Origin of the sequence: Pseudomonas aestiva (assembly GCF_039908605.1) — a bacterium.
GTDB lineage: Bacteria > Pseudomonadota > Gammaproteobacteria > Pseudomonadales > Pseudomonadaceae > Chryseomonas > Chryseomonas aestiva.
The window spans coordinates 1555858-1579075 of the sequence record NZ_CP150916.1 but is presented as its reverse complement, the minus strand read 5'-3'; the positions used below and the strand labels follow the sequence as shown (position 1 = coordinate 1579075).

At 62.9% G+C, this 23218-nt stretch carries 20 protein-coding genes; 4 read left to right on the top strand and 16 right to left on the bottom strand.

The window, feature by feature from the left end:
* Window positions 1–131 precede the first annotated feature (131 nt).
* Window positions 132–413, top strand: coding sequence for a hypothetical protein (locus AABM56_RS07245; protein WP_007159246.1), 282 nt, complete (start codon window positions 132–134; stop codon window positions 411–413).
* Window positions 414–468: 55 nt separating this feature from the next.
* On the opposite strand, the gene brnQ is transcribed toward AABM56_RS07245, so the two are convergent.
* The 10 genes from brnQ to sdhC form a co-directional block, all read right to left on the bottom strand.
* Window positions 469–1812 carry a branched-chain amino acid transport system II carrier protein gene (gene brnQ, locus AABM56_RS07240; RefSeq protein ID WP_263258958.1) on the bottom strand — a complete coding sequence of 448 codons (1344 nt, stop codon included), beginning with the start codon at window positions 1810–1812 and terminating at the stop codon, window positions 469–471.
* Window positions 1813–2017: 205 nt separating this feature from the next.
* The gene (sucD, locus tag AABM56_RS07235; RefSeq protein ID WP_133859671.1) at window positions 2018–2905 is read right to left on the bottom strand and encodes a succinate--CoA ligase subunit alpha; all 888 of its coding nucleotides are present in this window, start codon (window positions 2903–2905) and stop codon (window positions 2018–2020) included.
* Complete coding sequence (gene sucC, locus AABM56_RS07230) at window positions 2905–4071, bottom strand: ADP-forming succinate--CoA ligase subunit beta (RefSeq protein WP_064306646.1); 1167 nt, start codon at window positions 4069–4071, stop codon at window positions 2905–2907. Before sucC ends, sucD begins: the two co-directional genes overlap by 1 nt.
* Before the next feature lie 207 nt (window positions 4072–4278).
* Window positions 4279–5715, bottom strand: coding sequence for a dihydrolipoyl dehydrogenase (lpdA, locus tag AABM56_RS07225; protein WP_133859672.1), 1437 nt, complete (start codon window positions 5713–5715; stop codon window positions 4279–4281).
* Window positions 5716–5795: 80 nt separating this feature from the next.
* Complete coding sequence (gene odhB / locus AABM56_RS07220) at window positions 5796–7016, bottom strand: 2-oxoglutarate dehydrogenase complex dihydrolipoyllysine-residue succinyltransferase (RefSeq protein ID WP_133859673.1); 1221 nt, start codon at window positions 7014–7016, stop codon at window positions 5796–5798.
* A gap of 42 nt (window positions 7017–7058) precedes the next feature.
* Window positions 7059–9890, bottom strand: coding sequence for a 2-oxoglutarate dehydrogenase E1 component (locus tag AABM56_RS07215; RefSeq protein ID WP_133859674.1), 2832 nt, complete (start codon window positions 9888–9890; stop codon window positions 7059–7061).
* A 185-nt stretch (window positions 9891–10075) separates the two neighbouring features.
* A complete protein-coding gene (locus tag AABM56_RS07210; RefSeq protein ID WP_007159253.1) occupies window positions 10076–10780 on the bottom strand; it encodes a succinate dehydrogenase iron-sulfur subunit in 705 nt (234 codons plus the stop codon).
* Between the two features lie 11 nt (window positions 10781–10791).
* Window positions 10792–12564: a succinate dehydrogenase flavoprotein subunit gene (sdhA, locus tag AABM56_RS07205; RefSeq protein ID WP_133859675.1), complete on the bottom strand. Its 1773-nt coding sequence runs from the start codon at window positions 12562–12564 to the stop codon at window positions 10792–10794.
* A gap of 3 nt (window positions 12565–12567) precedes the next feature.
* On the bottom strand, window positions 12568–12936 hold the full coding sequence (sdhD, locus tag AABM56_RS07200; RefSeq protein ID WP_133859676.1) for a succinate dehydrogenase, hydrophobic membrane anchor protein: 369 nt from the start codon (window positions 12934–12936) through the stop codon (window positions 12568–12570).
* On the bottom strand, window positions 12930–13316 hold the full coding sequence (gene sdhC, locus AABM56_RS07195; protein ID WP_026083585.1) for a succinate dehydrogenase, cytochrome b556 subunit: 387 nt from the start codon (window positions 13314–13316) through the stop codon (window positions 12930–12932). The genes sdhD and sdhC overlap by 7 nt, the downstream gene beginning before the upstream one ends.
* A gap of 347 nt (window positions 13317–13663) precedes the next feature.
* Here sdhC and gltA point away from each other — a divergent pair, with 347 nt between their 5' ends.
* Entirely contained in the window at window positions 13664–14944 is a 1281-nt protein-coding gene (gltA, locus tag AABM56_RS07190; RefSeq protein ID WP_017638893.1) for a citrate synthase, read from the top strand.
* Between the two features lie 135 nt (window positions 14945–15079).
* Here the strand turns inward: gltA and AABM56_RS07185 are convergent, their stop codons facing one another.
* The 6 genes from AABM56_RS07185 to ppsA form a co-directional block, all read right to left on the bottom strand.
* Window positions 15080–16135 (bottom strand): OmpA family protein, encoded by a 1056-nt coding sequence (locus AABM56_RS07185; RefSeq protein ID WP_133859677.1) that lies wholly within the window; start codon window positions 16133–16135, stop codon window positions 15080–15082.
* A 100-nt stretch (window positions 16136–16235) separates the two neighbouring features.
* Window positions 16236–16820 (bottom strand): RNA polymerase sigma factor SigX, encoded by a 585-nt coding sequence (gene sigX / locus AABM56_RS07180; protein ID WP_007159259.1) that lies wholly within the window; start codon window positions 16818–16820, stop codon window positions 16236–16238.
* 55 nt (window positions 16821–16875) lie between these two features.
* On the bottom strand, window positions 16876–17700 hold the full coding sequence (locus tag AABM56_RS07175; RefSeq protein ID WP_133859678.1) for a mechanosensitive ion channel domain-containing protein: 825 nt from the start codon (window positions 17698–17700) through the stop codon (window positions 16876–16878).
* Entirely contained in the window at window positions 17701–17964 is a 264-nt protein-coding gene (locus AABM56_RS07170) for a CrfX protein (RefSeq protein ID WP_133859679.1), read from the bottom strand.
* A 48-nt stretch (window positions 17965–18012) separates the two neighbouring features.
* Window positions 18013–19014, bottom strand: a complete 1002-nt coding sequence (locus AABM56_RS07165) for a zinc transporter ZntB (protein ID WP_133859680.1) — start codon at window positions 19012–19014, stop codon at window positions 18013–18015.
* Window positions 19015–19165: 151 nt separating this feature from the next.
* Entirely contained in the window at window positions 19166–21535 is a 2370-nt protein-coding gene (ppsA, locus tag AABM56_RS07160) for a phosphoenolpyruvate synthase (RefSeq protein WP_263258956.1), read from the bottom strand.
* 126 nt (window positions 21536–21661) lie between these two features.
* Here ppsA and AABM56_RS07155 point away from each other — a divergent pair, with 126 nt between their 5' ends.
* Both AABM56_RS07155 and AABM56_RS07150 read left to right on the top strand, forming a co-directional pair.
* Complete coding sequence (locus AABM56_RS07155; protein ID WP_133859682.1) at window positions 21662–22480, top strand: pyruvate, water dikinase regulatory protein; 819 nt, start codon at window positions 21662–21664, stop codon at window positions 22478–22480.
* A gap of 48 nt (window positions 22481–22528) precedes the next feature.
* The gene (locus AABM56_RS07150; protein ID WP_133859683.1) at window positions 22529–23158 is read left to right on the top strand and encodes a LysE family translocator; all 630 of its coding nucleotides are present in this window, start codon (window positions 22529–22531) and stop codon (window positions 23156–23158) included.
* Window positions 23159–23218 lie beyond the last annotated feature (60 nt).

Here is a 23218-nt window from a genome sequence, read left to right as displayed (position 1 = left end):
TGACATTTCAACCTTGGCGCGCTCGGTTCGCGATGCAAGTAGGAATTTGCGCGATGCCTGGGCTAGACGCGGAACTTAACTTTTAACGGGGCGCTCGAACGGCTGTCGTGTAGTTCATAAGGAGAAAACACATGAAAAAGCCCTTCGCTATTGCCCTGCTCTTCACTGCCGCCTTCGGCCTCGCCGCCTGTGACAAGCCTTCCGAAAACAAGGCTCAGGATGCTGCCAAGACCGAACAGAAAGCCCAGGAAAACCTGAACAAAGCCGCTGAGCAGAGCAACAAGGCCGCTGAGCAGCGCAACGAAGCCGCCAACGAGGCTGCCAAGGAGCAATCCAAAGGCGAAGCCACCTCGGTCAGCCCGGCAACCGGTACCGCCAACGGCAACGCGCCGGCTACCCAGCCCAAGCCGTAAGCTGTCTGGATATGAGAAAAGCCCGCTTATGCGGGCTTTTTTGTGGGCGGCTGATTCAGGAACGCGAGGGATCCGGTTCGACCTCGTCCTCTTGAACGCGTTCGCCAGGCCGCAGGCTTTCCAGCGTCAGGGCGACCAGCCCCACCACCACGGCCGGCAACAGCCAGCCCAGCCCCGAGTCGGCCAGCGGCAGCCACTGTACGGCACCGCTCAGATAGCGCACCGTCAGGTGCGCCGCCTGCAGGCCATCGAGGATGCCGAAGGCCAGGGCCACCAGCAGCACCGGCCCGAGGATGCGCCCGGGCGCCACCCAGCGGGCGGTGAAGAAGCTCATCACCACCAGGGCGATGCAGGGCGGATAGATGGCGGTCAGGATCGGCACCGAGATCTGGATCAGCTGGGTCAGGCCCAGGTTGGACACCAACAGCGAGAACGCCGCCAGCAGGACCACCAGACTGCGATAGCTGAACGGCAGGAATTCGCTGAAGAACTCCGCGCAGGCGCAAGTCAGGCCCACCGCGGTGACCAGGCAGGCCAGGGTGATCAGCACCGCGAGGAAGTCGCTGCCGACGCTACCGAAGGTGTGCTGCACATAGGCATGCAGGACCTCGGCGCCATTGCTGGCATGGGGCACCAGCACTCCGCTACCGGCGCCGAGCTGGAACAGACTCAGGTAGACCAGCACCAGCCCTGCCCCGGCAATCAGCCCGGCGATGATGGTGTAGCGCGTCAGCAGCTGCGGCGCCGTCACGCCACGGGCACGAATGGCGTTGACGATGACGATGCCGAATACCAGGGCGCCCAGGGTATCCATGGTCAGGTAGCCGTTGACGAAGCCCTGGGACAGTGCCCGCGAGGCGTAGTCCGGTGCCGCCGTGGCAGGACCGCCAGCCGGCCAGAACAGCGCGGCGCCGCCCAGTACCGCCAGCGCCAGGATCTTCAGCGGACCGAGAAAGCGCCCCACGGTGTCGAGCAGGCGTCCCGGATAGAGCGAGACCACCAGCACCACCAGGAAATAGGCCAGGCTGTAGAGGAACAGCGGTATGGGTCCGTTGCCCAGCAGCGGCGCGACGCCGACCTCGAAGGACACCGTGGCGGTGCGCGGCGTGGCGAACAGCGGGCCCACCGACAGGTAGCAGACAATGGCCAGGGTGCGGGCAGCGGTCTGGCCGAGCGGCTTGCTCAGGGCGTCCATGCCGCCTCCGACCCGTGCCAGGGCGATCAGCGTCAGCACCGGCAGGCCGACAGCGGTCAGCAGAAAGCCCAGGGCAGCGCTCCAGACGTGCTCGCCCGCCTGCAGACCGACGATCGGGGGAAAGATGATGTTGCCCGCGCCGACGAACAACGCGAACGTCATGAATCCAAGGGCCAGGACATCCCGGCTTTGCAAAGCTTTCATGGAAGGCAGTACCAGCAATGAGGAAAACGAGGCAGCCCGCCCTCATGGGAGCAGGTCTTGGCGGGGCCACGGGGTGGCCGTTGGAGCGGAAGGTTGCCATCCTAACGAATTACCGGCGAAAAGGCAGCCGGCAGCTGATGAGGCGTCATGGTCGCGCCCATGAAAAAGGCCGCCCGAAGGCGGCCTTTTCTATCGTCAGTCAGGCTCAGGCCTTCTTGACTTCCCAACCGGTCAGCTCGGCCAGGGCCTTGCCGATGTCAGCCAGGGAACGCACGGTCTTCACACCCGCGTCCTGCAGGGCGGCGAACTTCTCGTCCGCAGTACCCTTGCCGCCGGAGATGATGGCGCCGGCGTGGCCCATGCGCTTGCCGGGCGGTGCGGTGACACCGGCGATGTAGGACACCACCGGCTTGGTCACGTTGGCCTTGATGTAGGCCGCGGCTTCTTCTTCAGCACTGCCGCCGATCTCGCCGATCATCACGATGGCTTCGGTCTGCGGATCTTCCTGGAACAGCTTCAGGATATCGATGAAGTTCGAACCCGGAATGGGATCGCCGCCGATGCCCACGCAGGTGGACTGGCCGAAGCCGGCGTCGGTGGTCTGCTTCACGGCTTCATAGGTCAGGGTGCCGGAGCGCGACACGATACCGACCTTGCCCGGCAGGTGAATGTGACCGGGCATGATGCCGATCTTGCACTCGCCGGGGGTGATGACGCCGGGGCAGTTCGGGCCGATCAGGCGTACGCCCAGCTCGTCGCACTTCACCTTGGCATCCAGCATGTCGAGGGTGGGGATACCCTCGGTGATGCAGACGATCAGCTTGATGCCGCCCAGTGCCGCTTCCATGATGGAGTCTTTGCAGAAGGGAGCCGGCACATAGATCACCGAAGCGTCGGCGCCAGTGGCTTCGACGGCTTCACGCACGGTGTTGAACACCGGCAGACCCAGGTGGGTGGAGCCGCCCTTGCCGGGGGTCACGCCGCCGACCATCTGGGTGCCATAGGCGATGGCCTGTTCGGAGTGGAAGGTACCCTGGCTACCGGTGAAGCCCTGGCAGATGACCTTGGTGTCTTTGTTGATCAGGACGCTCATTACTTACCCTCCGCGGCCTTGACGACCTGCTGGGCAGCGTCGGTCAGGCTGGTTGCCGCGATGATGTTCAGGCCGCTTTCGGCCAGGACCTTGGCACCGAGTTCGGCGTTGTTGCCTTCCAGGCGAACCACGACCGGCACCTTCACGCCAACTTCTTTCACGGCGCCGATGATGCCTTCGGCGATCATGTCGCAGCGCACGATGCCGCCGAAGATGTTGACCAGAACGGCCTTCACGTTGCTGTCGGACAGGATGATCTTGAACGCCTCGGTCACGCGCTCTTTGGTCGCGCCACCACCAACGTCCAGGAAGTTGGCCGGCTTGCCGCCGTGCAGGTTGACGATGTCCATGGTACCCATGGCCAGACCGGCACCGTTGACCATGCAGCCGATGCTGCCTTCCAGGGCCACGTAGTTCAGTTCCCACTTCTGCGCATGGGCTTCACGGGCGTCGTCCTGCGACGGGTCGTGGAAGGCGCGCAGCTTGGGCTGACGGTAGATGGCGTTGCTGTCGATGTTGATCTTGGCATCCAGGCAGTGCAGGTTGCCGTCCTTCTTGATCACCAGCGGGTTCACTTCCAGCAGCGCCAGGTCGTAGTCCTGGAACAGCTTGGCCAGACCGACGAAGATCTGGGTGAACTGCTTGATCTGGTCACCTTTCAGGCCCAGCTGGAAAGCCAGGTCGCGACCCTGGTAGGGCTGAGCGCCCACCAGCGGATCGATGGTGGCCTTGAGAATCTTTTCCGGAGTGTCGTGAGCGACTTTCTCGATGTCCACGCCACCTTCGGTGGACGCCATGAACACGATACGGCGGCTGGAACGATCGACCACGGCGCCCAGATAGAGCTCCTGATCGATGTCGGTGCAGGATTCAACCAGGATCTTGGTGACCGGCTGACCGTTGGCGTCGGTCTGGTAGGTCACCAGACGCTGGCCCAGCCACTTGGCGGCGAATTCCTTGGCTTCTTCCTTGCTCTTGACCAGCTTCACACCACCGGCCTTGCCACGGCCACCGGCATGTACCTGGGCCTTGACGACCCACTCGTCGCCGCCGATACGGCCGCAAGCCTCGTAGGCCTCCTGGGGGGTGTCGACAGCGTAGCCTTTGGAAACGGGCAGGCCGTATTCAGCGAACAGCTGCTTACCCTGATACTCGTGGAGATTCATGCTTGTCTACCGTCTTCGTTGGGTATTGCGCATTCGACGCTGTGCGTTATCCGAGCCGTCCTCCGGACGGTCGCGGGCACCGCGCCACCTGTGACCCCTGCCCTAGTAAGGTGTCTCACACCCCACTAACAAGAGTCCGAGGTGCCTTCCTGCGGTGGAGCCCTGAGGCTCCACGGCGGTCGGCAACCCCGTGGTTCTGTAAATCTCTTACCGCTTCTTGCGATTCACCGCGTGGATCGCATGACCGTTCACCGCCAGGGCGGCTTCGTGCAGCGCCTCGGACAGCGTCGGGTGCGAGAACACCATCATGCCCAGGTCTTCGGCGCTGGAGCCGAATTCCATGGCGATGGCGCCTTGCTGCACCAGTTCCGCCGCGCTCGGGCCGACCACATGGACGCCTAGGACGCGATCGGTCTTGGCATCCGCCACGACCTTGACGAAGCCGGCGGTGTCGTTGGCCGCCAGGGCACGACCGCTGACCGCGAAGGGGAAGGTGCCGACATTGACTTCGACGCCTTCGGCCTTCAGGGCCTGCTCGGTCTTGCCGACCCACGCGATTTCCGGGTGGGTGTAGATCACCGAGGGGACCAGATCATAGTTCATCTGGGCCTTGTGACCGGCGATGCGCTCGGCAACCATCACGCCCTCTTCCGAGGCCTTGTGGGCCAGCATCAGACCACGCACGCAGTCGCCGATGGCGAACACGCCCGGCACGCTGGTAGCGCAATGGTCGTCGACGTAGATGTAGCCACGCTCGTCGCTTTCCACGCCGCTGTCGGATGCCAGCAGGTCGGTGGTGACCGGACGACGGCCCACGGCGACGATCAGACGATCGAAGGTGATCTGCTTTTCTTCACCGGCTTCGGTGTAGTTGACGGTGACTTCTTCGCCGTTCACTTGGGAACCGGTCACGCGAGCACCCATGCGGATGTTCAGACCCTGCTTGGAGAGGATCTTGTAGGCTTCCTTGGATACCTGCTCATCGGCGGCGACCAGGAACTTGTCCAGGGCTTCCAGCACGGTGACTTCGGCGCCCAGACGGGCCCAGACCGAACCCAGTTCCAGGCCGATGACGCCGGCACCGATCACGCCAAGACGCTTGGGCACGCTCTGGAATTCCAAGGCGCCGGTGGAGTCGACGATGACCTTCTGGTCCACCGGAGCCGGCGGGATGTCGATGGGACGCGAGCCGGACGCCAGGATGACGTTCTCGGCCTCGACCACCTGGACGTTGCCGTCCAGACCGGTGACTTCGACCTTCTTGCCGGACAGCAGCTTGCCGTTGCCTTCCAGCAGGGTCACGCCGTTCGCCTTGAACAGGGTGGCCACGCCGCCGGTGAGGTTCTTCACGATCTGGTCCTTGCGGCCGATCATGGTGGGCACGTCGATGGTGACGTTCGGCGCGTCGATGCCGTGGACCTTAAAGCCCTCGTGGGCCTCGTGGTACTTGTAGGAGCTGTCCAGCAGCGCCTTGGAGGGAATGCAACCCACGTTCAGGCAGGTGCCGCCCAGGGCGACCTTGCCTTCCTTGCCCTTGTAGCGCTCGACACAGGCCGTCTTCAGACCGAGCTGCGCGGCGCGGATGGCGGCCACGTAGCCACCAGGGCCTGCGCCGATCACCACTACGTCGAATTTGTCGCTCATACACTAATCCCCTTGGAGCAGCTTCAGGCAGGAAAACTTGAAGCGGTGCGTGGCCCCTGCCCCGCACCGCGAGAGCCGGATCAGATGTCCAGCAGCAGACGAGCCGGGTCTTCCAGCAGGTCCTTCATGGTGACCAGGAAGGTCACGGCTTCCTTGCCATCGATCAGGCGATGGTCGTAGGACAGCGCAAGATACATCATCGGCAGGATCACGACCTGGCCGTTCACCGCCATGGGGCGCTCCTGGATCTTGTGCATGCCCAGGATCGCGGTCTGCGGCGGGTTGACGATGGGCGTGGACAGCAGCGAACCGAAGACACCACCGTTGGAGATGGTGAAGGTACCACCCTGCATGTCGTCCATGGTCAGCTTGCCGGCCTTGGCCTTCTTGCCGAAGTCGGCGATGGTGCCTTCCACTTCCGCCAGGCTCATGAACTCGGCGTTGCGCAGCACCGGAACCACCAGGCCACGGTCGCTGGACACGGCCACGCCGATATCCTGGTAACCGTGATAGACGATGTCGTTGCCGTCGATGGAGGCGTTGACGCCCGGCTGACGCTTGAGCGCCTCGGTGGCGGCCTTGACGAAGAAGGACATGAAGCCCAGGCGCACGCCATTGTGCTTCTTCTCGAACATGTCCTTGTACTTGGAGCGCAGGTCCATGATCGGCTTCATGTTGACCTCGTTGAAGGTCGTCAGCATGGCCATGCTGGACTGGGCTTCCACCAGGCGCTCGGCGACCTTGGCCCGCAGGCGGGTCATGGGCACGCGCTTCTCGGTACGGTCGCCAGCAGCGGTCACCACCGGAGCGGCGGCGGCAGCGGGCTTGGCAGCCGGAGCGGCGGCGCCGGACTTCTTGGCCTCGACAGCGGCGACGGCGTCTTCCTTGGTGATGCGACCGCCCTTGCCGGTGCCGACCAGGGTAGCCGGATCGATGCCGTTCTCTTCGGCGATCTTGCGTGCGGCAGGAGCCAGAATCGGGTCTTCTTCACCACCGGCGGCCGGCGCGGCAGCCGGAGCGCTGGCAGCGGTCGGCTGGGCAGCCGGCGCGGCGGCGGCAGTGGCACCCTCTTCCACGCGAGCGATGACCTCTTCGCTCAGCACGGTGTCGCCTTCGTTCTTCAGGACCTCGGCCAGGACACCATCGACAGGTGCCACGACTTCCAGCACGACCTTGTCGGTCTCGATGTCAACCAGCAATTCGTCACGCTTGACCGCTTCGCCCGGCTTCTTGTGCCAGGTGGCGACGGTGCCGTCAGCGACCGATTCCGGGAAGGTAGGGGCTTTGATCTCGATAGCCATTCTATGAATTTCCTTAGTGATCTCTAGTAGTCGCGTGGCGAATCAAACGGAGAAAGCATCGTTCAGCAGTTTTTCCTGCTGCTCGGCGTGCATGGAGGCATAGCCGCAGGCCGGTGCGGCGGACGCATCGCGACCGGCGTATTCCAGACCCAGACCCTGCTTGTAGGCGGACACGGCGCGGCGCATGTGATGCTGGCTGCAGTACCAGGCACCCTGGTTCATCGGCTCTTCCTGGCACCAGACCACGCGCTCGAGGTTCGGGTAGCCCGCGAGCACCTCGGCCAGATCGTCTTCCGGGAACGGATAGAGCTGTTCCAGACGCACGATGGCGATGTCCTGGCGATTCTCGCTGCGGCGCTTTTCCAGCAGGTCGTAGTAGACCTTGCCGCTGCACAGGACCAGGCGCTTCACCTGCTGGGCATCGATCTGATCCAGCTCGTTGATCACGGTCTGGAACGAACCGTGTGCCAGGTCTTCCAGGGTCGAGATGGCCAGCTTGTGGCGCAGCAGCGACTTGGGCGTGAGCACCACCAGCGGCTTGCGCAGCGGGCGGATCACCTGACGACGCAGCAGGTGATAGATCTGCGCCGGCGTGGTCGGTACGCAGACCTGGATGTTCTGCTCGGCGCACAGCTGCAGGTAACGCTCCAGACGAGCCGACGAGTGCTCCGGACCCTGACCTTCGTAGCCATGGGGCAGCAGCATGGTCAGGCCGCACAGACGACCCCACTTGATCTCGCCGCTGGTGATGAACTGGTCGATGACCACCTGGGCGCCGTTGGCGAAGTCACCGAACTGGGCTTCCCAGACCACCAGCGCATTGGGCGTGGTGGTGGCATAACCGTATTCGAAGCCCAGCACCGCTTCCTCGGAGAGGAAGGAGTCGTAGATCTCGAACGACGGCTGGTCTTCAGCCAGGTGCTGCAGGGGCACGTAGGGTACGGCGTCCTTCTGGTTGTGCAGCACCGCGTGACGGTGCGAGAAGGTGCCACGGCCGACGTCCTGACCGGTGATGCGGATCGGATGGCCTTCGTGCAACAGGGTGGCGTAGGCCATGGTCTCGGCGAAGCCCCAGTTCAGGGGCAGGCCGCCAGCAGTCATCTTCTGGCGGTCTTCGAGGATCTTGCCGACCTGACGCTGGACCACGACGCCTTCCGGAACCTGCAGCAGCTTGTTGGCCAGGTCCTGCAGGGTCTTGAGGTCGAAGCCGGTGTCGTGCCGGGCGGTCCAGGCGTGGCCGAGGTAGGGTTTCCAGTCGACGAACAGGTCGCGATTGGGTTCCTTGACCAGGCTGGCCACCACGTGACGGCCCTCGTCGAGGGCGCCGCGATAGGCTTCGAACTGCGCCTGGACCTGCTCGGCGGTGACCACGCCGGCCTGGGTCAGGGCATCGGCGTAGAGATCGCGGGTGGTGCGCTGCTTGGCGATCTGCTGGTACATCAGCGGCTGGGTGCCGCTCGGCTCGTCGGCCTCGTTGTGGCCGCGACGGCGGTAGCACACCAGGTCGATGACGATGTCACGCTTGAACTGCATGCGGTAGTCGACCGCCAGCTGGGTGACGAACAACACCGCCTCGGGATCATCGCCGTTCACGTGGAAGATCGGCGCCTGGATCATCTTGGCGACGTCGGTGGCGTACTCGGTGGAGCGCGCGTCTTCCTGGCGGTTGGTGGTGAAGCCCACCTGATTGTTGATGACGAGATGCAGGGTGCCGCCGGTCTTGTAGGCGCGGGTCTGCGACATCTGGAAGGTTTCCATGACCACGCCCTGGCCCGCGAAGGCCGCGTCGCCGTGGATGGCGACGGGTACGACCTTGTCGCCGGAGCGATCGCCGCGGCGATCCTGGCGGGCACGTACCGAACCTTCCACCACCGGAGAGACGATCTCCAGGTGCGAAGGGTTGAACGCCAGCGCCAGGTGGACTTCGCCGCCCTGGGTCATGACGTTGGAGGAGAAGCCCTGGTGGTACTTGACGTCCCCGGAGCCCAGCTCGACCAGCTTCTTGCCTTCGAACTCGTCGAACAGGTCGCGCGGGTTCTTGCCCAGGGTGTTGACCAGCACGTTCAGGCGGCCACGGTGGGCCATGCCGATCACCAGCTCCTTGACGCCATAGGAACCGGAACGCTGGATGATCTCGTCGATCAGGGGAATCAGACTCTCGCCCCCTTCCAGGCCGAAACGCTTGGTGCCCGGGTACTTGGTGCCCAGGTACTTTTCCAGGCCTTCAGCGGCGGTCAGGCGCTCCAGCAGATGGGTGCGGACTTCAGGGGAATACTGCGGGCGGCCACGGACGCTTTCCAGGCGCTGCAGGAACCAGCGGCGCTCCTCGGAATCGACGATGTGCATGAACTCCGCACCGACCGTGCGGCAATATGTCTCTTGCAGCGCATCCCTGATTTCACGGAGAGTTGCCTCCTCTTTGCCGATGAACAATTCACCGGTGCGGAAGGTGGTATCCAGATCGGCATCGGTCAACCCATAGTGGTTGAGCAGCAGATCGGCAGGCGGCTGACGCTTCCACAGACCCAGGGGGTCGAGTTGGGCAGCCTGATGACCCTGCAGACGATACGCCTGGATCAGACGCAGGACTTCGACCTGCTTCTTCTCGTGTTCGGAACTGACGGTACCGGCCGAAACCGGTTGAGCTCGTCGCTGGTTCTTGCCCAACAGCACGAAATGGTCACGGATCGCGGAATGCGCGACGTCCGGCGAATTGCCAGTGACCGCAGGCAGCTTCTGGAAGTAGGTGCGCCACTCTTCCGGCACAGCGTTGGCATCGTGCAGAAACAGCTCATAGAGCTCTTCCACATAGGCAGCGTTACTGCCGGACAGGTGAGCGCTGTCCCACAGTTGCTGCATCTGACTTTCGTGCATCTAGTTCACCCCTTCGGCAGAGATAGCATCAGCCGATAACCAGTCTCGACGCGAGACCTGGCCTCCCTACGGCTGCGCCAATGCCCGGATGCTGTTCCGGGTATCCCTGAATGGACATTGGTTGAATCAAGCTATCGAGGTCGCTAACGAACCCGCCCGGCACAACTGGCCGGGCGGGACGTGGATCAGGTACCGCTCTGCAGCAGCATCGCCCGCACATGGCCAATGGCCTTGGTCGGGTTCAGCCCCTTGGGACAGACCGCCACGCAGTTCATGATCGACCGGCAGCGGAACACGCTGAACGGATCGTCCATGGCCGCCAGACGTTCCTGGGTCTTGGTGTCACGACTGTCGGCCAGGAAGCGATAGGCCTGCAGCAGCGCGGCGGGGCCGAGGAACTTGTCGGGGTTCCACCAGAAGGACGGGCAGGACGTCGAGCAGCAGGCACACAGGATGCACTCGTACAGACCATCGATCTTCTCGCGGTCTTCCGGGCTCTGCAGGCGCTCGATGGCTGGGGCCGGAGTCTCGTTCTGCAGGAACGGCTTCACCTTCTCGTACTGCTTGTAGAAGATGCTCATGTCGACGACCAGGTCACGGATGACCGGCAGGCCGGGCAGCGGCCGCACGACCAGCTTGTCGTTCTTGACCACGGCCGACAGCGGCGTGATGCACGCCAGGCCGTTCTTGCCGTTGATGTTCATGCCGTCGGAGCCGCACACGCCTTCGCGGCAGGAACGACGGTAGGAGAAGCCTTCATCCTGCTCTTTGATCAGAGCCAGGACGTCCAGCACCATGAGGTCCTTCCCACCGGTATCGACCTGGAACTCCTGCATGGACGGCAGGCCGTCCTGATCCGGGTTGTAACGATAAACGCTGACTTTCAACATGGTGGTCACCTTTAGTAAGTCCGAACCTTGGGTTCGAACATCGGTACGGTCTTGGGCGCGAAGTTGACTCCACGCTTACTGACCCGCTTTTCACCGGGGAAATAGAGGGTGTGGCACAGCCAGTTCTCGTCGTCACGCTCTTCGAAGTCTTCACGGGCGTGAGCACCACGGGACTCCTTGCGGTTTTCGGCGGCGATGGCAGTCGCTTCGGCCACTTCCAGCAGGTTCTGCAACTCGAGCGCCTCGATACGGGCGGTGTTGAAGCCCTGGCTCTTGTCGTTGATCTTGACCTTGGCGATGCGCTCGCGCAGATCGGCCAGCTCGGCGATGCCCTTCTGCATGTACTCGCCGGTGCGGAACACCCCGAAGTAGTTCTGCATGCAGGTCTGCAGCTGCTTGCGCAGCGTGGCGACGTCGTCGCCAGTGGTCCGCTCATTGACGCCGGACAGACGCTGCAGCGAGGCTTCCAGGTCGCTTTCCGAAGCACCGCGGTGCTCGATGCCGTCCTTGAGCGCCTTCTCCAGATGCAGACCGGCCGCACGACCGAAGACCACCAGGTCCAGCAGCGAGTTGCCACCCAGGCGGTTGGCGCCGTGCACGGACACGCAAGCCACTTCGCCCACGGCGAACAGGCCTTCGATGATTCTGTCGTTGCCGTTGGCGTCCTGAGTGATGGCCTGACCATGAATGTTGGTGGCGATGCCGCCCATCATATAGTGGCAGGTGGGGATCACGGGCACCGGCGCGACGACCGGGTCGACATGGGCGAAGGTCTTGGACAGTTCGCAGATGCCGGGCAGACGGCTGTGCAGCACGTCTTCACCCAGGTGGTCCAGCTTCAGCAGCACGTGATCGCCATCCGGACCGCAACCGTTGCCGGCCAGCACCTCCTTGACCATGGAACGGGCGACCACGTCACGGCCGGCCAGGTCCTTGGCGTTGGGCGCATAGCGCTCCATGAAGCGCTCGCCGTGCTTGTTGATCAGATAGCCACCCTCACCACGGCAACCCTCGGTGACCAGCACCCCGGCGCCGGCGATGCCGGTGGGGTGGAACTGCCACATCTCGATGTCCTGCACCGGCACGCCGGCGCGCAGCGCCATGCCGACGCCGTCACCGGTGTTGATCAGGGCGTTGGTGGTGGAGGCATAGATACGGCCCGCGCCGCCGGTGGCCAGCACGGTGGCCTTGGCCTTGACATAGACGGTCTCGCCGGTCTCGATGCAGATGGCGATGACCCCGACGATGACGCCGTCCTGGTTCTTCACCAGATCCACGGCGTACCACTCGTTGAGGAATACCGTGTTGTTCTTCAGGTTGCCCTGATAGAGGGTGTGCAGCAGGGCGTGACCGGTACGGTCGGCCGCAGCGCAGGTCCGCGCGGCCTGGCCGCCCTTGCCGTAGTCCTTGGACTGGCCGCCGAAGGGACGCTGATAGATGCGGCCCTGCTCGGTGCGGGAGAACGGCAGACCCATGTGCTCGAGTTCGAAGACCGCTTCCGGGCCTACGGAGCACATGTACTCGATGGCGTCCTGATCACCGATGTAGTCCGACCCCTTGACGGTGTCGTACATGTGCCAGCGCCAGTCATCGTTCGGGTCGGCCGAGGCGATGGCGCAGGTGATGCCGCCCTGGGCGGACACGGTATGGGAACGGGTCGGGAAGACCTTGGTGATCACCGCGGTCTTGTGACCGGACTGGGCCAGTTGCAGCGCTGCGCGCATACCGGCGCCGCCGCCACCTACGATGATGGCATCAAACGAGATATGACGAATTGTGGACATAGATCAAACACCCCAGAAGATCTGCACGCCCCAGACGAAGAACGCAAACATCGCGAACCCGCATACCGCCTGGAATAGGAAACGCACGGCGGTAGCGCCCTTGCCGATAGCCATGGTGGTCAGGTAGTCGGTGGAGATGGTCCACATACCAACCCAGGCATGAACGCAGACGGACACCAGCGCCAGCAGGCTGAAGATGCGCATCAGGGTGTGGGAGAACAGGCCGTGCCATTGCTCGAAGGTGAGCCCTGGGTGAAGGATCAGGTAGCCGATGATAAAGAGGAAGTAGACCGCAAGGACGACTGCCGAGACCCGTTGAGCCATCCAGTCGTAGAGACCGGAACGCGAAAGATTGGTGACGTTGGTTACCATACCCAAACCCCTGCCAGAATGATCAGAACTGCGGAAATGACCAGCACAAGCTGCGCACCCAGCTTGCCACCCTGCAGGGTTTCGCCGGCGCCACCATCCATGATCAGGTGCCGAATGCCGGCGACCAGGTGGTAGAGCAATGCAGACAGCAGACCCCAGATCACGAGCTTGACCAGCGGATAGGCCAGAAAAGCTTTCACTTGGCCGAAGCCTTCCGGACTGCCCAGGGACAGGTGCAGGCCATAAAGCATGACTGCAATGCCGAGGAACAGGATGACGCCGGAGATACGGTGAAGAATCGAGGTATAAGCTGTGATAGGTAGTTTGATGGTCCTGAGATCTAGGTTTACAGGTCGTTTGCTATTCACGGCTTCTTTCACACTGAGGGCCCAATTGCGGTCGGGCTAGTTATAGGAGATTCCACATCTGCTACACGCTTCCTGTTGGAAGCGTCTCGACCGCTCGGCATCAGCTCGCCGACCCGGTACGGTCGGGCGAGAATTATAGACAGTTAGCCTACTCATGACAAACGCGGATGCCCGATTCCGACGTCGCCAGCTGATATTCAGAAGCCTGCGTGTTAAGGTCTTTTCGCCGCACAATCCGCCCAGAAAGAGCCTTTAGGGTGATATTTTCGTAAATTGACTTTCAAATTTATCCCTCTATAGTGGGCGAGGCCCTGAGTGGAGGGTTTATTGATGATTTCAAAGCAAAATAAGGAGGCCTAATGGCTGACAAGAAAGCGCAGTTGATCATCTCGGGAGCGGATCCGGTTGACCTGCCCGTTATGTCCGGCACCCTTGGCCCGGACGTGATCGATGTTCGCAACCTCACCTCCACTGGTGTGTTCACCTTCGACCCGGGCTTCATGTCCACTGCCTCGTGCGAGTCCAAGATCACCTATATCGATGGTGACAAGGGCATCCTGCTGCACCGTGGCTACCCGATCGAGCAACTGGCAGAGAAATCCGACTATCTCGAGACCTGTTACCTGTTGCTCAAGGGTGAATTGCCGAACGCGCAAGAAAAAGCGCAGTTCGTTGACACCATCAAGAACCACACCATGGTTCACGAGCAACTGAAGAACTTCTTCAACGGCTTCCGCCGCGATGCGCACCCCATGGCGATCATGTGCGGTGTGGTCGGCGCCCTCTCGGCCTTCTATCACGACTCCCTGGACATCACCGATCCGCAGCACCGCGAGATTTCGGCGATGCGCCTGATCGCCAAGATGCCGACCCTGGCAGCCATGGTGCACAAGTACTCCATGGGTCAGCCGATGATGTATCCCCGCAACAACCTGGGATACGCGGAAAACTTCCTGCACATGATGTTCAACACCCCGTGCGAGGAAAAGCCGATCAGCCCGGTGCTGGCCCGCGCCATGGATCGCATCTTCATCCTGCATGCCGACCATGAGCAGAACGCCTCCACCTCCACCGTCCGCCTGGCCGGTTCGTCGGGCGCCAACCCCTTCGCCTGTATCGCTGCCGGTATCGCCGCCCTCTGGGGCCCGGCGCACGGTGGAGCGAACGAAGCGGTACTGAAGATGCTGGACGAGATCGGCGATGTGGCCAACATCGACAAGTTCGTGGCCAAGGCCAAGGACAAGAACGATCCGTTCAAGCTGATGGGCTTCGGCCACCGCGTCTACAAGAACTTCGATCCGCGCGCCACGGTGATGAAGCAGACCTGCGACGAGGTCCTGGCCGAGCTTGGCATCAACGATCCGCAGCTGGAACTGGCCATGCGCCTCGAAGAACTGGCGCGCAAGGACCCCTACTTCGTAGAGCGCAACCTCTACCCGAACGTGGACTTCTACTCCGGCATCATCCTCAAGGCGATCGGTATCCCGACCAGCATGTTCACCGTGATCTTCGCTATGGCGCGGACCGTCGGCTGGATCTCGCACTGGCAGGAAATGCTGTCCGGTCCCTACAAGATCGGCCGGCCGCGCCAGCTGTACACCGGCGTTGCCCAACGCGACATCTCGGACGATCGCGGCTGATCGATCCGCCAGAAAGAACCCCGCTTCGGCGGGGTTTTTTATGCCTGTAGCACCTTAATCGAAGTCGGGCGCGAGAAACGTTAGGCATGAAAAAGCCCGCACTAGGCGGGCTTTTTCGAGTCTGGATCAGGCAGCTTACTTGGCCTGAGCTTCGACTTCGGCTTCTACGCGACGGTTGACAGCGCGACCGGCTTCGGTAGCGTTGTCAGCAACCGGGCGGGATTCGCCGTAACCAACAGCATTCACGCGGCCGCCCTGCACGCCGTACTGGTTAACCAGGACGTTACGCACGGCGTTGGCACGACGCTCGGACAGCTTCTGGTTGTAGGCGTCGGTGCCGACGGAGTCGGTGTGGCCTTCAACGGTGGTCGAGGTCTGCGGGTACTGCTGCATGAAATCAGCCAGGTTCTTGATGTCGGCGTAGCTGTTGGGCTTGACCACGGCCTTGTCGAAATCGAATTTCACGTCCAGCTCGACGCGAACGGTTTCGGCAGCAGCCGGGCAGCCAGTAGCGTCAACGGTGACGTTGGCCGGGGTGTTCGGGCACTTGTCGACGTTGTCGCAGACGCCGTCGTTGTCGGAATCGGTGCAGACGTCAGCAACGGGGGCCGGAGCCGGAGCCGGAGCGACTTCTTTCTTGGTGGAACCACCGAAGTTCAGACCAACACCTACAGCAGCGCTCCACTCGGTGTCGCCGTAGTCGATGTTGTAGTTAGCTTGCACGCCGGTACGGGCATACAGGTTCTCGGTGAAGTAGTACTTCAGGCCGGCACCCAGGTTGGCGTAGGTGGAGTGATCACGACCACCTTCGTTGATGTCGCGGTTGCTGATGGACTGGTGAGCGAAGCCACCGGACACGTACGGACGCAGGCCGACGCCGGGCTGACCGAAGTGGTAGTAGGCATCTAGAGCGGCCAGGCTGCCCTTGATGTTCTTGTGACCCAGGTCGTGGTCGCCACGGGCGTTGTGGTACTCACCGTAGGACAACGCCAGCTCAACGTCATCAGTCAGGAAGTAGCCAACGGAACCGCCGTACAGGTCAGCATTGGTCATGTTGCGCTGGCTGTCGGTGAACAGACGGCTGCCGAACAGCTCGGTCTCGACGGCGCCTTGACCTTGTGCCAGGGCGCTCAGCGAGGCGCTTGCCAGCAGGGAGCCGATAACGACGCCCAAGGTGCTCTTCAGTTTCATCCTTTGTATCCCCATTTTAGTGGTACTAATTCCGGCAATCTCCGGAGGCTTCGACAACAAGTTTTCGTGAAGTTCAAAAACTTACGACCGACACATCTGGTCAGCCCTCAACTTCAGCTGCGAACTTGTCACGCAGTTTGTCGAGTGCCCGCTTGTACCGCATCTTGGTGGCACTGAGGCCCATGTGCATGATGTCGGCGATCTCCTGGAACTCCAGCTCGGCGACGAAGCGCAGCACCAGAATCTCCCGATCGACCTGACCCACATGGACCAGCCAGCGATCCATCCCTCCCTTCTCTTCCAGCTTCGGCGCCCGTTCCTCGGAGGCTTCCTCCATCGGATCCAGACTTAATGCCTCTACCAGCCGCCGCTTGCGACGTTCCTTGCGGTACTGAGTGATGCACTCGTTGTAGGTGATGCTGTACAGCCAGGTCTTGAATTTCGATTTCCCCTCGAAATTCTTCAAACCGTAAAGCACCTTCAGCATGATCTCCTGGCAGACATCGTCTGCATCCCGGTCGTTCCCCAGGTAGCGGGCGCAGACGTTGAACAGGGTGCGCTGATAACGGCGCATCAGTTCTTCGTAGGCTCGCGTCACGTGGAAGAGTTCACCATGCGCGCGCTGGACCAACTCTTCATCACTGAGCGTAGTCGGGTCGTAGGCATGAGGGGCAGGCTTGTTCAAGACGGAGTTGGCTACCAAAAAGTGGCGGGCATGATAGCCATCTCCGCGGCGCCTGTCAGCGGCTGCGCACCTGAGCCTCCAGTAATAGACGGTTCGGAACCGAAACGATATCGCCCTCTTCGGTCATGATGAGGGTCTTGGCAGTCCCGATTTCCTCGATCTCGCCTTCGACGTCCGCCAGGGTCACCCACTGGCCGACGTCGTAGAGTTCGCGCACGTAGATGCCGGCCAGAATCTGCGACACCAGTCCCCGGCTGCCCAGCCCCAGGGCCAGGGCGGCGGCCAGGGCGAAGGCGGTCAGCACGATGGCGATGACCAGATTCAGCAGCTCGGTCTTGATCTCCAGCTGACCGACCGCGACCGAAATCGAAATGATGATGACCAGGCCCTGGGCCAGGCGCCCCAGCCCCGCGGCGTAATCCAGGCCGACACCCTCGGCGGCGCCGTGGACCAGGCCACTGACCAGTTGCGCCAGCAGCACGCCAACGATGAGCACCAGGGCGGCACCAAAGATCTTGGGTACATAGAGCGCCATGACGTCCAGGGTGGAGGACACGCGCTGCAGGCCCAGGGATTCGGCGGCCGACACCAGGAACACCAGCAGGACAAACCAGTAGACGATCCGGCCGATCAGGGTGGTGACCGGGATGCGGATGCCGATCTTGGCCAGCTGTTTGGTCACACCGGCACCGGCAAGGATACGATCCAGGCCGAGCTTGGCGAGGACCTTCGACAACACGGTGTCGAGAATCTTGGCGACGGCGAAGCCGGCGAGGATCACCACCAGGGCGCCGAAGACGTTGGGGATGAAACCGGCCACCTTGCTCCACAGGGTGGTCATGGCGGACAGCAGACTCTGGGTCCAGATATCGAATTCCATCTACTTCAGGATCTCCGGGGAAGATTCGCTACGCCGGGTGCGACGTGAGCGCGGCTTCAGATGAGGGGCACCGTTGCCCAGCGCCAGCAGCAGCACCGATACCCAATGCCGCCCGATCAGATCGAATAGCGCACCCGCGCCCACCTGGCGGTTGGCGGTCTTGAGCACGCGGTGCAATCGCGCCTGGTCATCGCCCTCCTCGTCCTGAGCGTTGGCCGGGGTATTGAGGAGCGCCTTGAGGGACGCTTCGAAAGGATCGTGCATAAGCACCTCGCTGGTCGTTTCCTCTTGACGCAACGAGGTGGAGGCGGGTCACAGCCAGCGCAGTCGGCGAAACAGCCAGACCTGGAAGATCGACACCGCCGCGATCAGCAGGCAGGCGGCCACGAAGCCGAAGGGAGACGACGAACCTGGCAGGCCGCCCATGTTCATCCCCAGCAGACCGGTGATGAAGCTGATGGGCAGGAAGAAGCCGGTGATGATGGCCAGCAGATAGAGGGTGCGATTGGTCTTTTCCGTGGTCGCCCGCTGTTCGGCGTCCTGCAGCAGCGCCACCCGCTCGCGCATGACCTCGAGTTCTTCCAGGTTGCGCACCAGGCTGTTGTGCAATTCGCTCCAGTACCCCTGACTGGCCGCCTCGACGAACCAGGCGGGCTTGCCGCGGGCCAGATCGCCATAGATGTCGCGCTGCGGGGCCAGGTAACGGCGCAACCCGGTCGCGCGACGCCTGAGGGTGAGCACCTGGGCATGGTCGGGCAGGCTGTTCTCGTCTTGGTCGACCTGCTCTTCGAGACCATCGAGCTGGTCGGACAGGCCGCGCACCAGGTCATCGACCCGGCTGGTCATGTAGCTGGCGAGATAGAGCACCAGTTCCTCGGCGCTCTGGGCGCCGATGCCCGCTTCCAGGTCTTCCTGGACTTCGGCGGCAGCCTTCATGGGTCTCATGCGCAGCGAGATCACCCGGCGTTTGTCGACGAATACCCGCAGCGACACCATGTCTTCGGGCACGGCGCCAGGATTGAGGTTCACCCCGCGCAGGAACAGCAGCAGGCTGTCGTCGGGCTGATTGACCAGCCGCGGGCGGGTCGCCTCTTCCAGCAGCAGGTCGCAGGCGAATTCGCTCAGGCCGCTGGATTGCCGGAGCCAGGCCTGGGCTTCGGGAACGCTGCGATCCCAGTGCAGCCAGAGCACCTCGCCGGGGCCCGGCTCGGCCTCGGCCAGTTCCCGGCGGCTAAGGCGTCTTCCGCCGCCACGGCCATCGAGGAGATAGCCATAGATGAGACCCTGTTCCACATCGCTGTCGTACTGCTGCATCTGACATCTCTTGCAGGGATCGCGACCGCTTCCGCTCGGCGATCCGGCAAAGGTGGACCTGGGCAGGGCGCAGGCGCCACCTTCGTGGGGGAATGAGGGAGTTAATCCTGGAAAGGCTCACCCCGCCTGCCAGGCGGGGTGAGCCCTGGGATCAGGCGTTGCCTTCAGCCAGGAAGAACCAGGTGTCGAGCACGGAGTCGGGGTTGAGCGAGACGCTCTCGATGCCCTGCTCCATCAGCCACTTGGCCAGATCCGGGTGATCCGAGGGGCCCTGACCGCAGATGCCGATGTATTTGCCGGCCCGGTTGCAGGCGGCGATGGCATTGGCCAGCAGCTTCTTGACCGCCGGATTACGCTCGTCGAACAGGTGGGCGATGATGCCGGAGTCGCGATCCAGGCCCAGGGTGAGCTGGGTCAGGTCGTTGGAGCCGATGGAGAAGCCGTCGAAGTGCTCGAGGAACTCGTCCGCCAGCAGGGCGTTGGAGGGCAGCTCGCACATCATGATCACGCGCAGGTCGTTCTCGCCGCGCTTGAGGCCGTTCTCGCCGAGCAACTCGACCACCCGTGCCGCCTCGTCCAGGGTGCGCACGAAGGGCACCATGAGCTCGACGTTGGTCAGGCCCATCTCTTCGCGCACCTTCTTCATGGCGCGACATTCCAGCTCGAAGCAGTCGCGGAAATTCTCGCTGATATAGCGGGAGGCACCGCGGAAGCCCAGCATGGGGTTCTCTTCCTCGGGTTCGTAGAGCTTGCCGCCGATCAGGTTGGCGTACTCGTTGGACTTGAAGTCCGACAGGCGCACGATGACCTTTTTCGGCCAGAAGGCAGCAGCCAGGGTGGCGACCCCTTCCACCAGCTTCTCGACATAGAAGCCGACCGGATCCGAATAGCCGGCGATACGCTTGTCGACGCTTTCCTTCACCTCGAAGGGCAGGCTGTCGTAGTTCAGCAGCGCCTTGGGGTGCACGCCGATCATGCGATTGATGATGAATTCGAGGCGCGCCAGACCCACGCCGGCGTTGGGCAGCTGGGCGAAATCGAAGGCACGGTCGGGGTTGCCGACGTTCATCATGATCTTGAACGGCAACTCGGGCATGGCATCCACCGAGCTCTTGCGGATGTCGAAGTCCAGCTCGCCTTCGTAGATCAGGCCGGTATCGCCCTCGGCGCAGGAGACGGTGACGGTCTGGCCTTCCTTGAGCAGGCTGGTGGCATTGCCGCAGCCGACCACCGCCGGGATACCCAGCTCGCGGGCGATGATGGCGGCGTGGCAGGTACGACCACCCCGGTTGGTGACGATGGCGCTCGCGCGCTTCATCACCGGCTCCCAGTCGGGGTCGGTCATGTCCGAAACCAGGACATCGCCAGGCTGGACGCGGTCCATCTCGCTGACGTCGCGGATGATCTTGACCTTGCCGGCGCCGATGCGCTGGCCGATGGCACGGCCTTCCACCAGCACCTGGCCCTTGTCCTTGAGCAGGTAGCGCTCCATGACGGTGGCGCTGGCCCGGCTCTTCACGGTTTCAGGACGGGCCTGGACGATGTAGAGCTTGCCGTCGTCGCCGTCCTTGGCCCACTCGATGTCCATCGGCCGTCCATAGTGGCGCTCGATGATCAGCGCCTGCTTGGACAGTTCGGTGACCTCAGCGTCGGTGATCGAGAAACGCGCACGATCCGCGGGCTCGACATCGACGTTACGGACGGAGCGGCCGGCCTTGGCTTCTTCGCCATAGACCATCTTGATCGCCTTGCTGCCCAGGTTGCGCCTGAGGATGGCCGGGCGACCGGCTTCCAGGGTGGGCTTGTGGACATAGAATTCGTCCGGGTTCACCGCGCCTTGCACCACGGTCTCGCCCAGGCCATAGGCGGCGGTGACGAAGACCGCATCGCGGAAGCCGGATTCGGTATCCAGGGTGAAGAGCACGCCGGCGGCGCCGGTTTCCGAACGCACCATGCGCTGCACGCCGGCGGACAGGGCGACCAGCTTGTGATCGAAGCCCTGGTGGACGCGGTAGGCGATGGCGCGGTCATTGAAGAGGGAGGCGAAGACTTCCTTGGCCGCGCGAATGACGTTGTCGACGCCGCGGATGTTGAGGAAGGTTTCCTGCTGGCCGGCAAAGGAGGCATCCGGCAGGTCTTCGGCGGTCGCCGAGGAACGCACGGCCACGGCCAGATTGGGGTTGCCGGCCGAGAGCTCGGCGAAGGCCCGGCGAATCTCGGCGTCCAGGTGCTCGGGGAAGGGTGCGTCCATGACCCACTGGCGGATCTGGGCGCCGGTCTTGGCCAGGGCGACGACGTCGTCGACATCCAGGGCATCGAGGGCGGCGTGGATACGCTCGTTCAGCCCGCTCTGCTCAAGGAAATCGCGATAGGCCTGGGCCGTGGTGGCGAACCCGCCCGGCACGGAGACGCCCGCGTTGGCCAGGTTGGCGATCATCTCGCCGAGAGATGCGTTCTTGCCGCCCACGCGCTCGACGTCGTGTACGCCAAGCTGCTCCAGTGAAATTACATACTCGTCCAAGGTCTTCTCTCCATCTTGTGTCTTTGTGGGAAAGCAGTACGCCTCGGCGCCCGCCCCATGGACAGTGGACGGCGGTAGGTTACAGTGCAGCGATCCCTGCCCCGTACGCCACCAGGACGTCCCTCCATGCAACGAACCGCCTTTTTCATTTCCGACGGTACCGGCATCACGGCCGAAACCCTCGGTCAGAGCCTCCTGGCCCAGTTCGGGGACATCACCTTCAGAAAGATCACGCGCCCCTACGTGGATACGCTGGACAAGGCCAGGGCGATGGTACAGCAGATCAATGCCGCCGCCGTCCAGGACGGTGCGCGACCCATCATCTTCGATACCATCGTCAACCGTGACATCCGGGCCATTCTGGACCAGTCGAACGGGTTCATGATCGACATCTTCTCCACGTTTTTATCCCCGCTCGAACGGGAACTTTCCGCCGAATCTTCGTATTCGGTAGGGAAGTCACATTCGATCATGCACAATAGTCACTACATGGAGCGGATCGAGGCCGTCAATTTCGCACTCGAAAACGACGACGGCGCCCGCACGACCCACTATGCGCAGGCCGATCTGATCCTGGTGGGGGTCTCGCGCTGCGGCAAGACGCCGACCTGCCTCTACATGGCGCTGCAATATGGCATCCGCGCGGCGAACTATCCGCTGACCGAAGAGGACATGGAGCGCCTGCAGTTGCCCGCCTCGCTCAAGACCTACAAGGACAAGCTGTTCGGGCTCACCATCGACGCCGAGCGCCTGGCGGCGATCCGCCACGAGCGCCGGCCCAACAGTCGCTATGCGAGCTTCGCCCAGTGCGAATTCGAACTGCGCGAGGTGGAGAGTCTGTTCCGTCGCGAGAACATCTCCTTCATCAACACCACGCATTTTTCCGTGGAGGAGATTTCGGCGAAGATTCTGGTGGAGAAAGGCGTGGAAAGACGGTTTAAATAGCCGACCACCCTCCTCTTCAGCGCCTGCGTGGCGCGCCAGGCGACCGCCATGAACCTCGTCGATGCCCTGCTGTTCTTTCCGGTCGCCCTGCTCATCGCCCTGACCCCCGGCCCCAACAACTTCTGCTCGCTCGGCAATGGCATCCGCCATGGCGCGGTGACCGCGGGCTTGGCGGCCCTGGGTCGCGATGTGGCCTTCGTGATCTTCCTGGTGATCTCGGCGGTGGGCCTGGGCGCCATGCTGCTGGCTTCGGAGACGGCCTTCACCGTCATCAAGTGGATCGGCGCGCTCTACCTGCTATACCTCGGCGTGAAGAGCTGGCGCAGCCGGGCCTTCGACGGCCTGGACCTGACCGAGACCGGGGCGGCCCAACCGCGGGCGCTGCATCGGCTGATGCTGCAGGAATTCCTCATCGGCATCAGCAATCCCAAGGCGATCCTGCTGTTCGCCGCGGTCTTTCCGCAGTTCATCGATCCCAGCCAGCCGACGACCCAGCAATTCGTCTACCTGGGTGGCACTCATCTGTTCGCGGAAATGGTCGCGGCCTTCATCTATGGTCTGTTCGGCCGGCAGATCCGCCGCTTCATCCGCGGACCCCGTGGGGTCCGTCGCCTCAACCAGGCTACCGGAGCCTTCTTTGCCGGCGCAGGCGGTCTGTTGCTGACCGCCCACCGCTGATTCAGGACGACACCAGCCCGGACTGGGCGGCGCCCAGCTTGGCCAGGGCCGCTTCGATCG

Bases quoted from the DNA above. Each gene is read 5' to 3' on its own strand.
- AABM56_RS07245 (WP_007159246.1), top strand. From the start codon at position 132: ATGAAAAAGCCCTTCGCTATTGCCCTGCTCTTCACTGCCGCCTTCGGC.
- brnQ (WP_263258958.1), bottom strand. From the start codon at position 1,812: ATGAAAGCTTTGCAAAGCCGGGATGTCCTGGCCCTTGGATTCATGACG.
- sucD (WP_133859671.1), bottom strand. From the start codon at position 2,905: ATGAGCGTCCTGATCAACAAAGACACCAAGGTCATCTGCCAGGGCTTC.
- sucC (WP_064306646.1), bottom strand. From the start codon at position 4,071: ATGAATCTCCACGAGTATCAGGGTAAGCAGCTGTTCGCTGAATACGGC.
- lpdA (WP_133859672.1), bottom strand. From the start codon at position 5,715: ATGAGCGACAAATTCGACGTAGTGGTGATCGGCGCAGGCCCTGGTGGC.
- odhB (WP_133859673.1), bottom strand. From the start codon at position 7,016: ATGGCTATCGAGATCAAAGCCCCTACCTTCCCGGAATCGGTCGCTGAC.
- AABM56_RS07215 (WP_133859674.1), bottom strand. From the start codon at position 9,890: ATGCACGAAAGTCAGATGCAGCAACTGTGGGACAGCGCTCACCTGTCC.
- AABM56_RS07210 (WP_007159253.1), bottom strand. From the start codon at position 10,780: ATGTTGAAAGTCAGCGTTTATCGTTACAACCCGGATCAGGACGGCCTG.
- sdhA (WP_133859675.1), bottom strand. From the start codon at position 12,564: ATGTCCACAATTCGTCATATCTCGTTTGATGCCATCATCGTAGGTGGC.
- sdhD (WP_133859676.1), bottom strand. From the start codon at position 12,936: ATGGTAACCAACGTCACCAATCTTTCGCGTTCCGGTCTCTACGACTGG.
- gltA (WP_017638893.1), top strand. From the start codon at position 13,664: ATGGCTGACAAGAAAGCGCAGTTGATCATCTCGGGAGCGGATCCGGTT.
- AABM56_RS07185 (WP_133859677.1), bottom strand. From the start codon at position 16,135: ATGAAACTGAAGAGCACCTTGGGCGTCGTTATCGGCTCCCTGCTGGCA.
- AABM56_RS07175 (WP_133859678.1), bottom strand. From the start codon at position 17,700: ATGGAATTCGATATCTGGACCCAGAGTCTGCTGTCCGCCATGACCACC.
- AABM56_RS07170 (WP_133859679.1), bottom strand. From the start codon at position 17,964: ATGCACGATCCTTTCGAAGCGTCCCTCAAGGCGCTCCTCAATACCCCG.
- AABM56_RS07165 (WP_133859680.1), bottom strand. From the start codon at position 19,014: ATGCAGCAGTACGACAGCGATGTGGAACAGGGTCTCATCTATGGCTAT.
- AABM56_RS07155 (WP_133859682.1), top strand. From the start codon at position 21,662: ATGCAACGAACCGCCTTTTTCATTTCCGACGGTACCGGCATCACGGCC.
- AABM56_RS07150 (WP_133859683.1), top strand. From the start codon at position 22,529: ATGAACCTCGTCGATGCCCTGCTGTTCTTTCCGGTCGCCCTGCTCATC.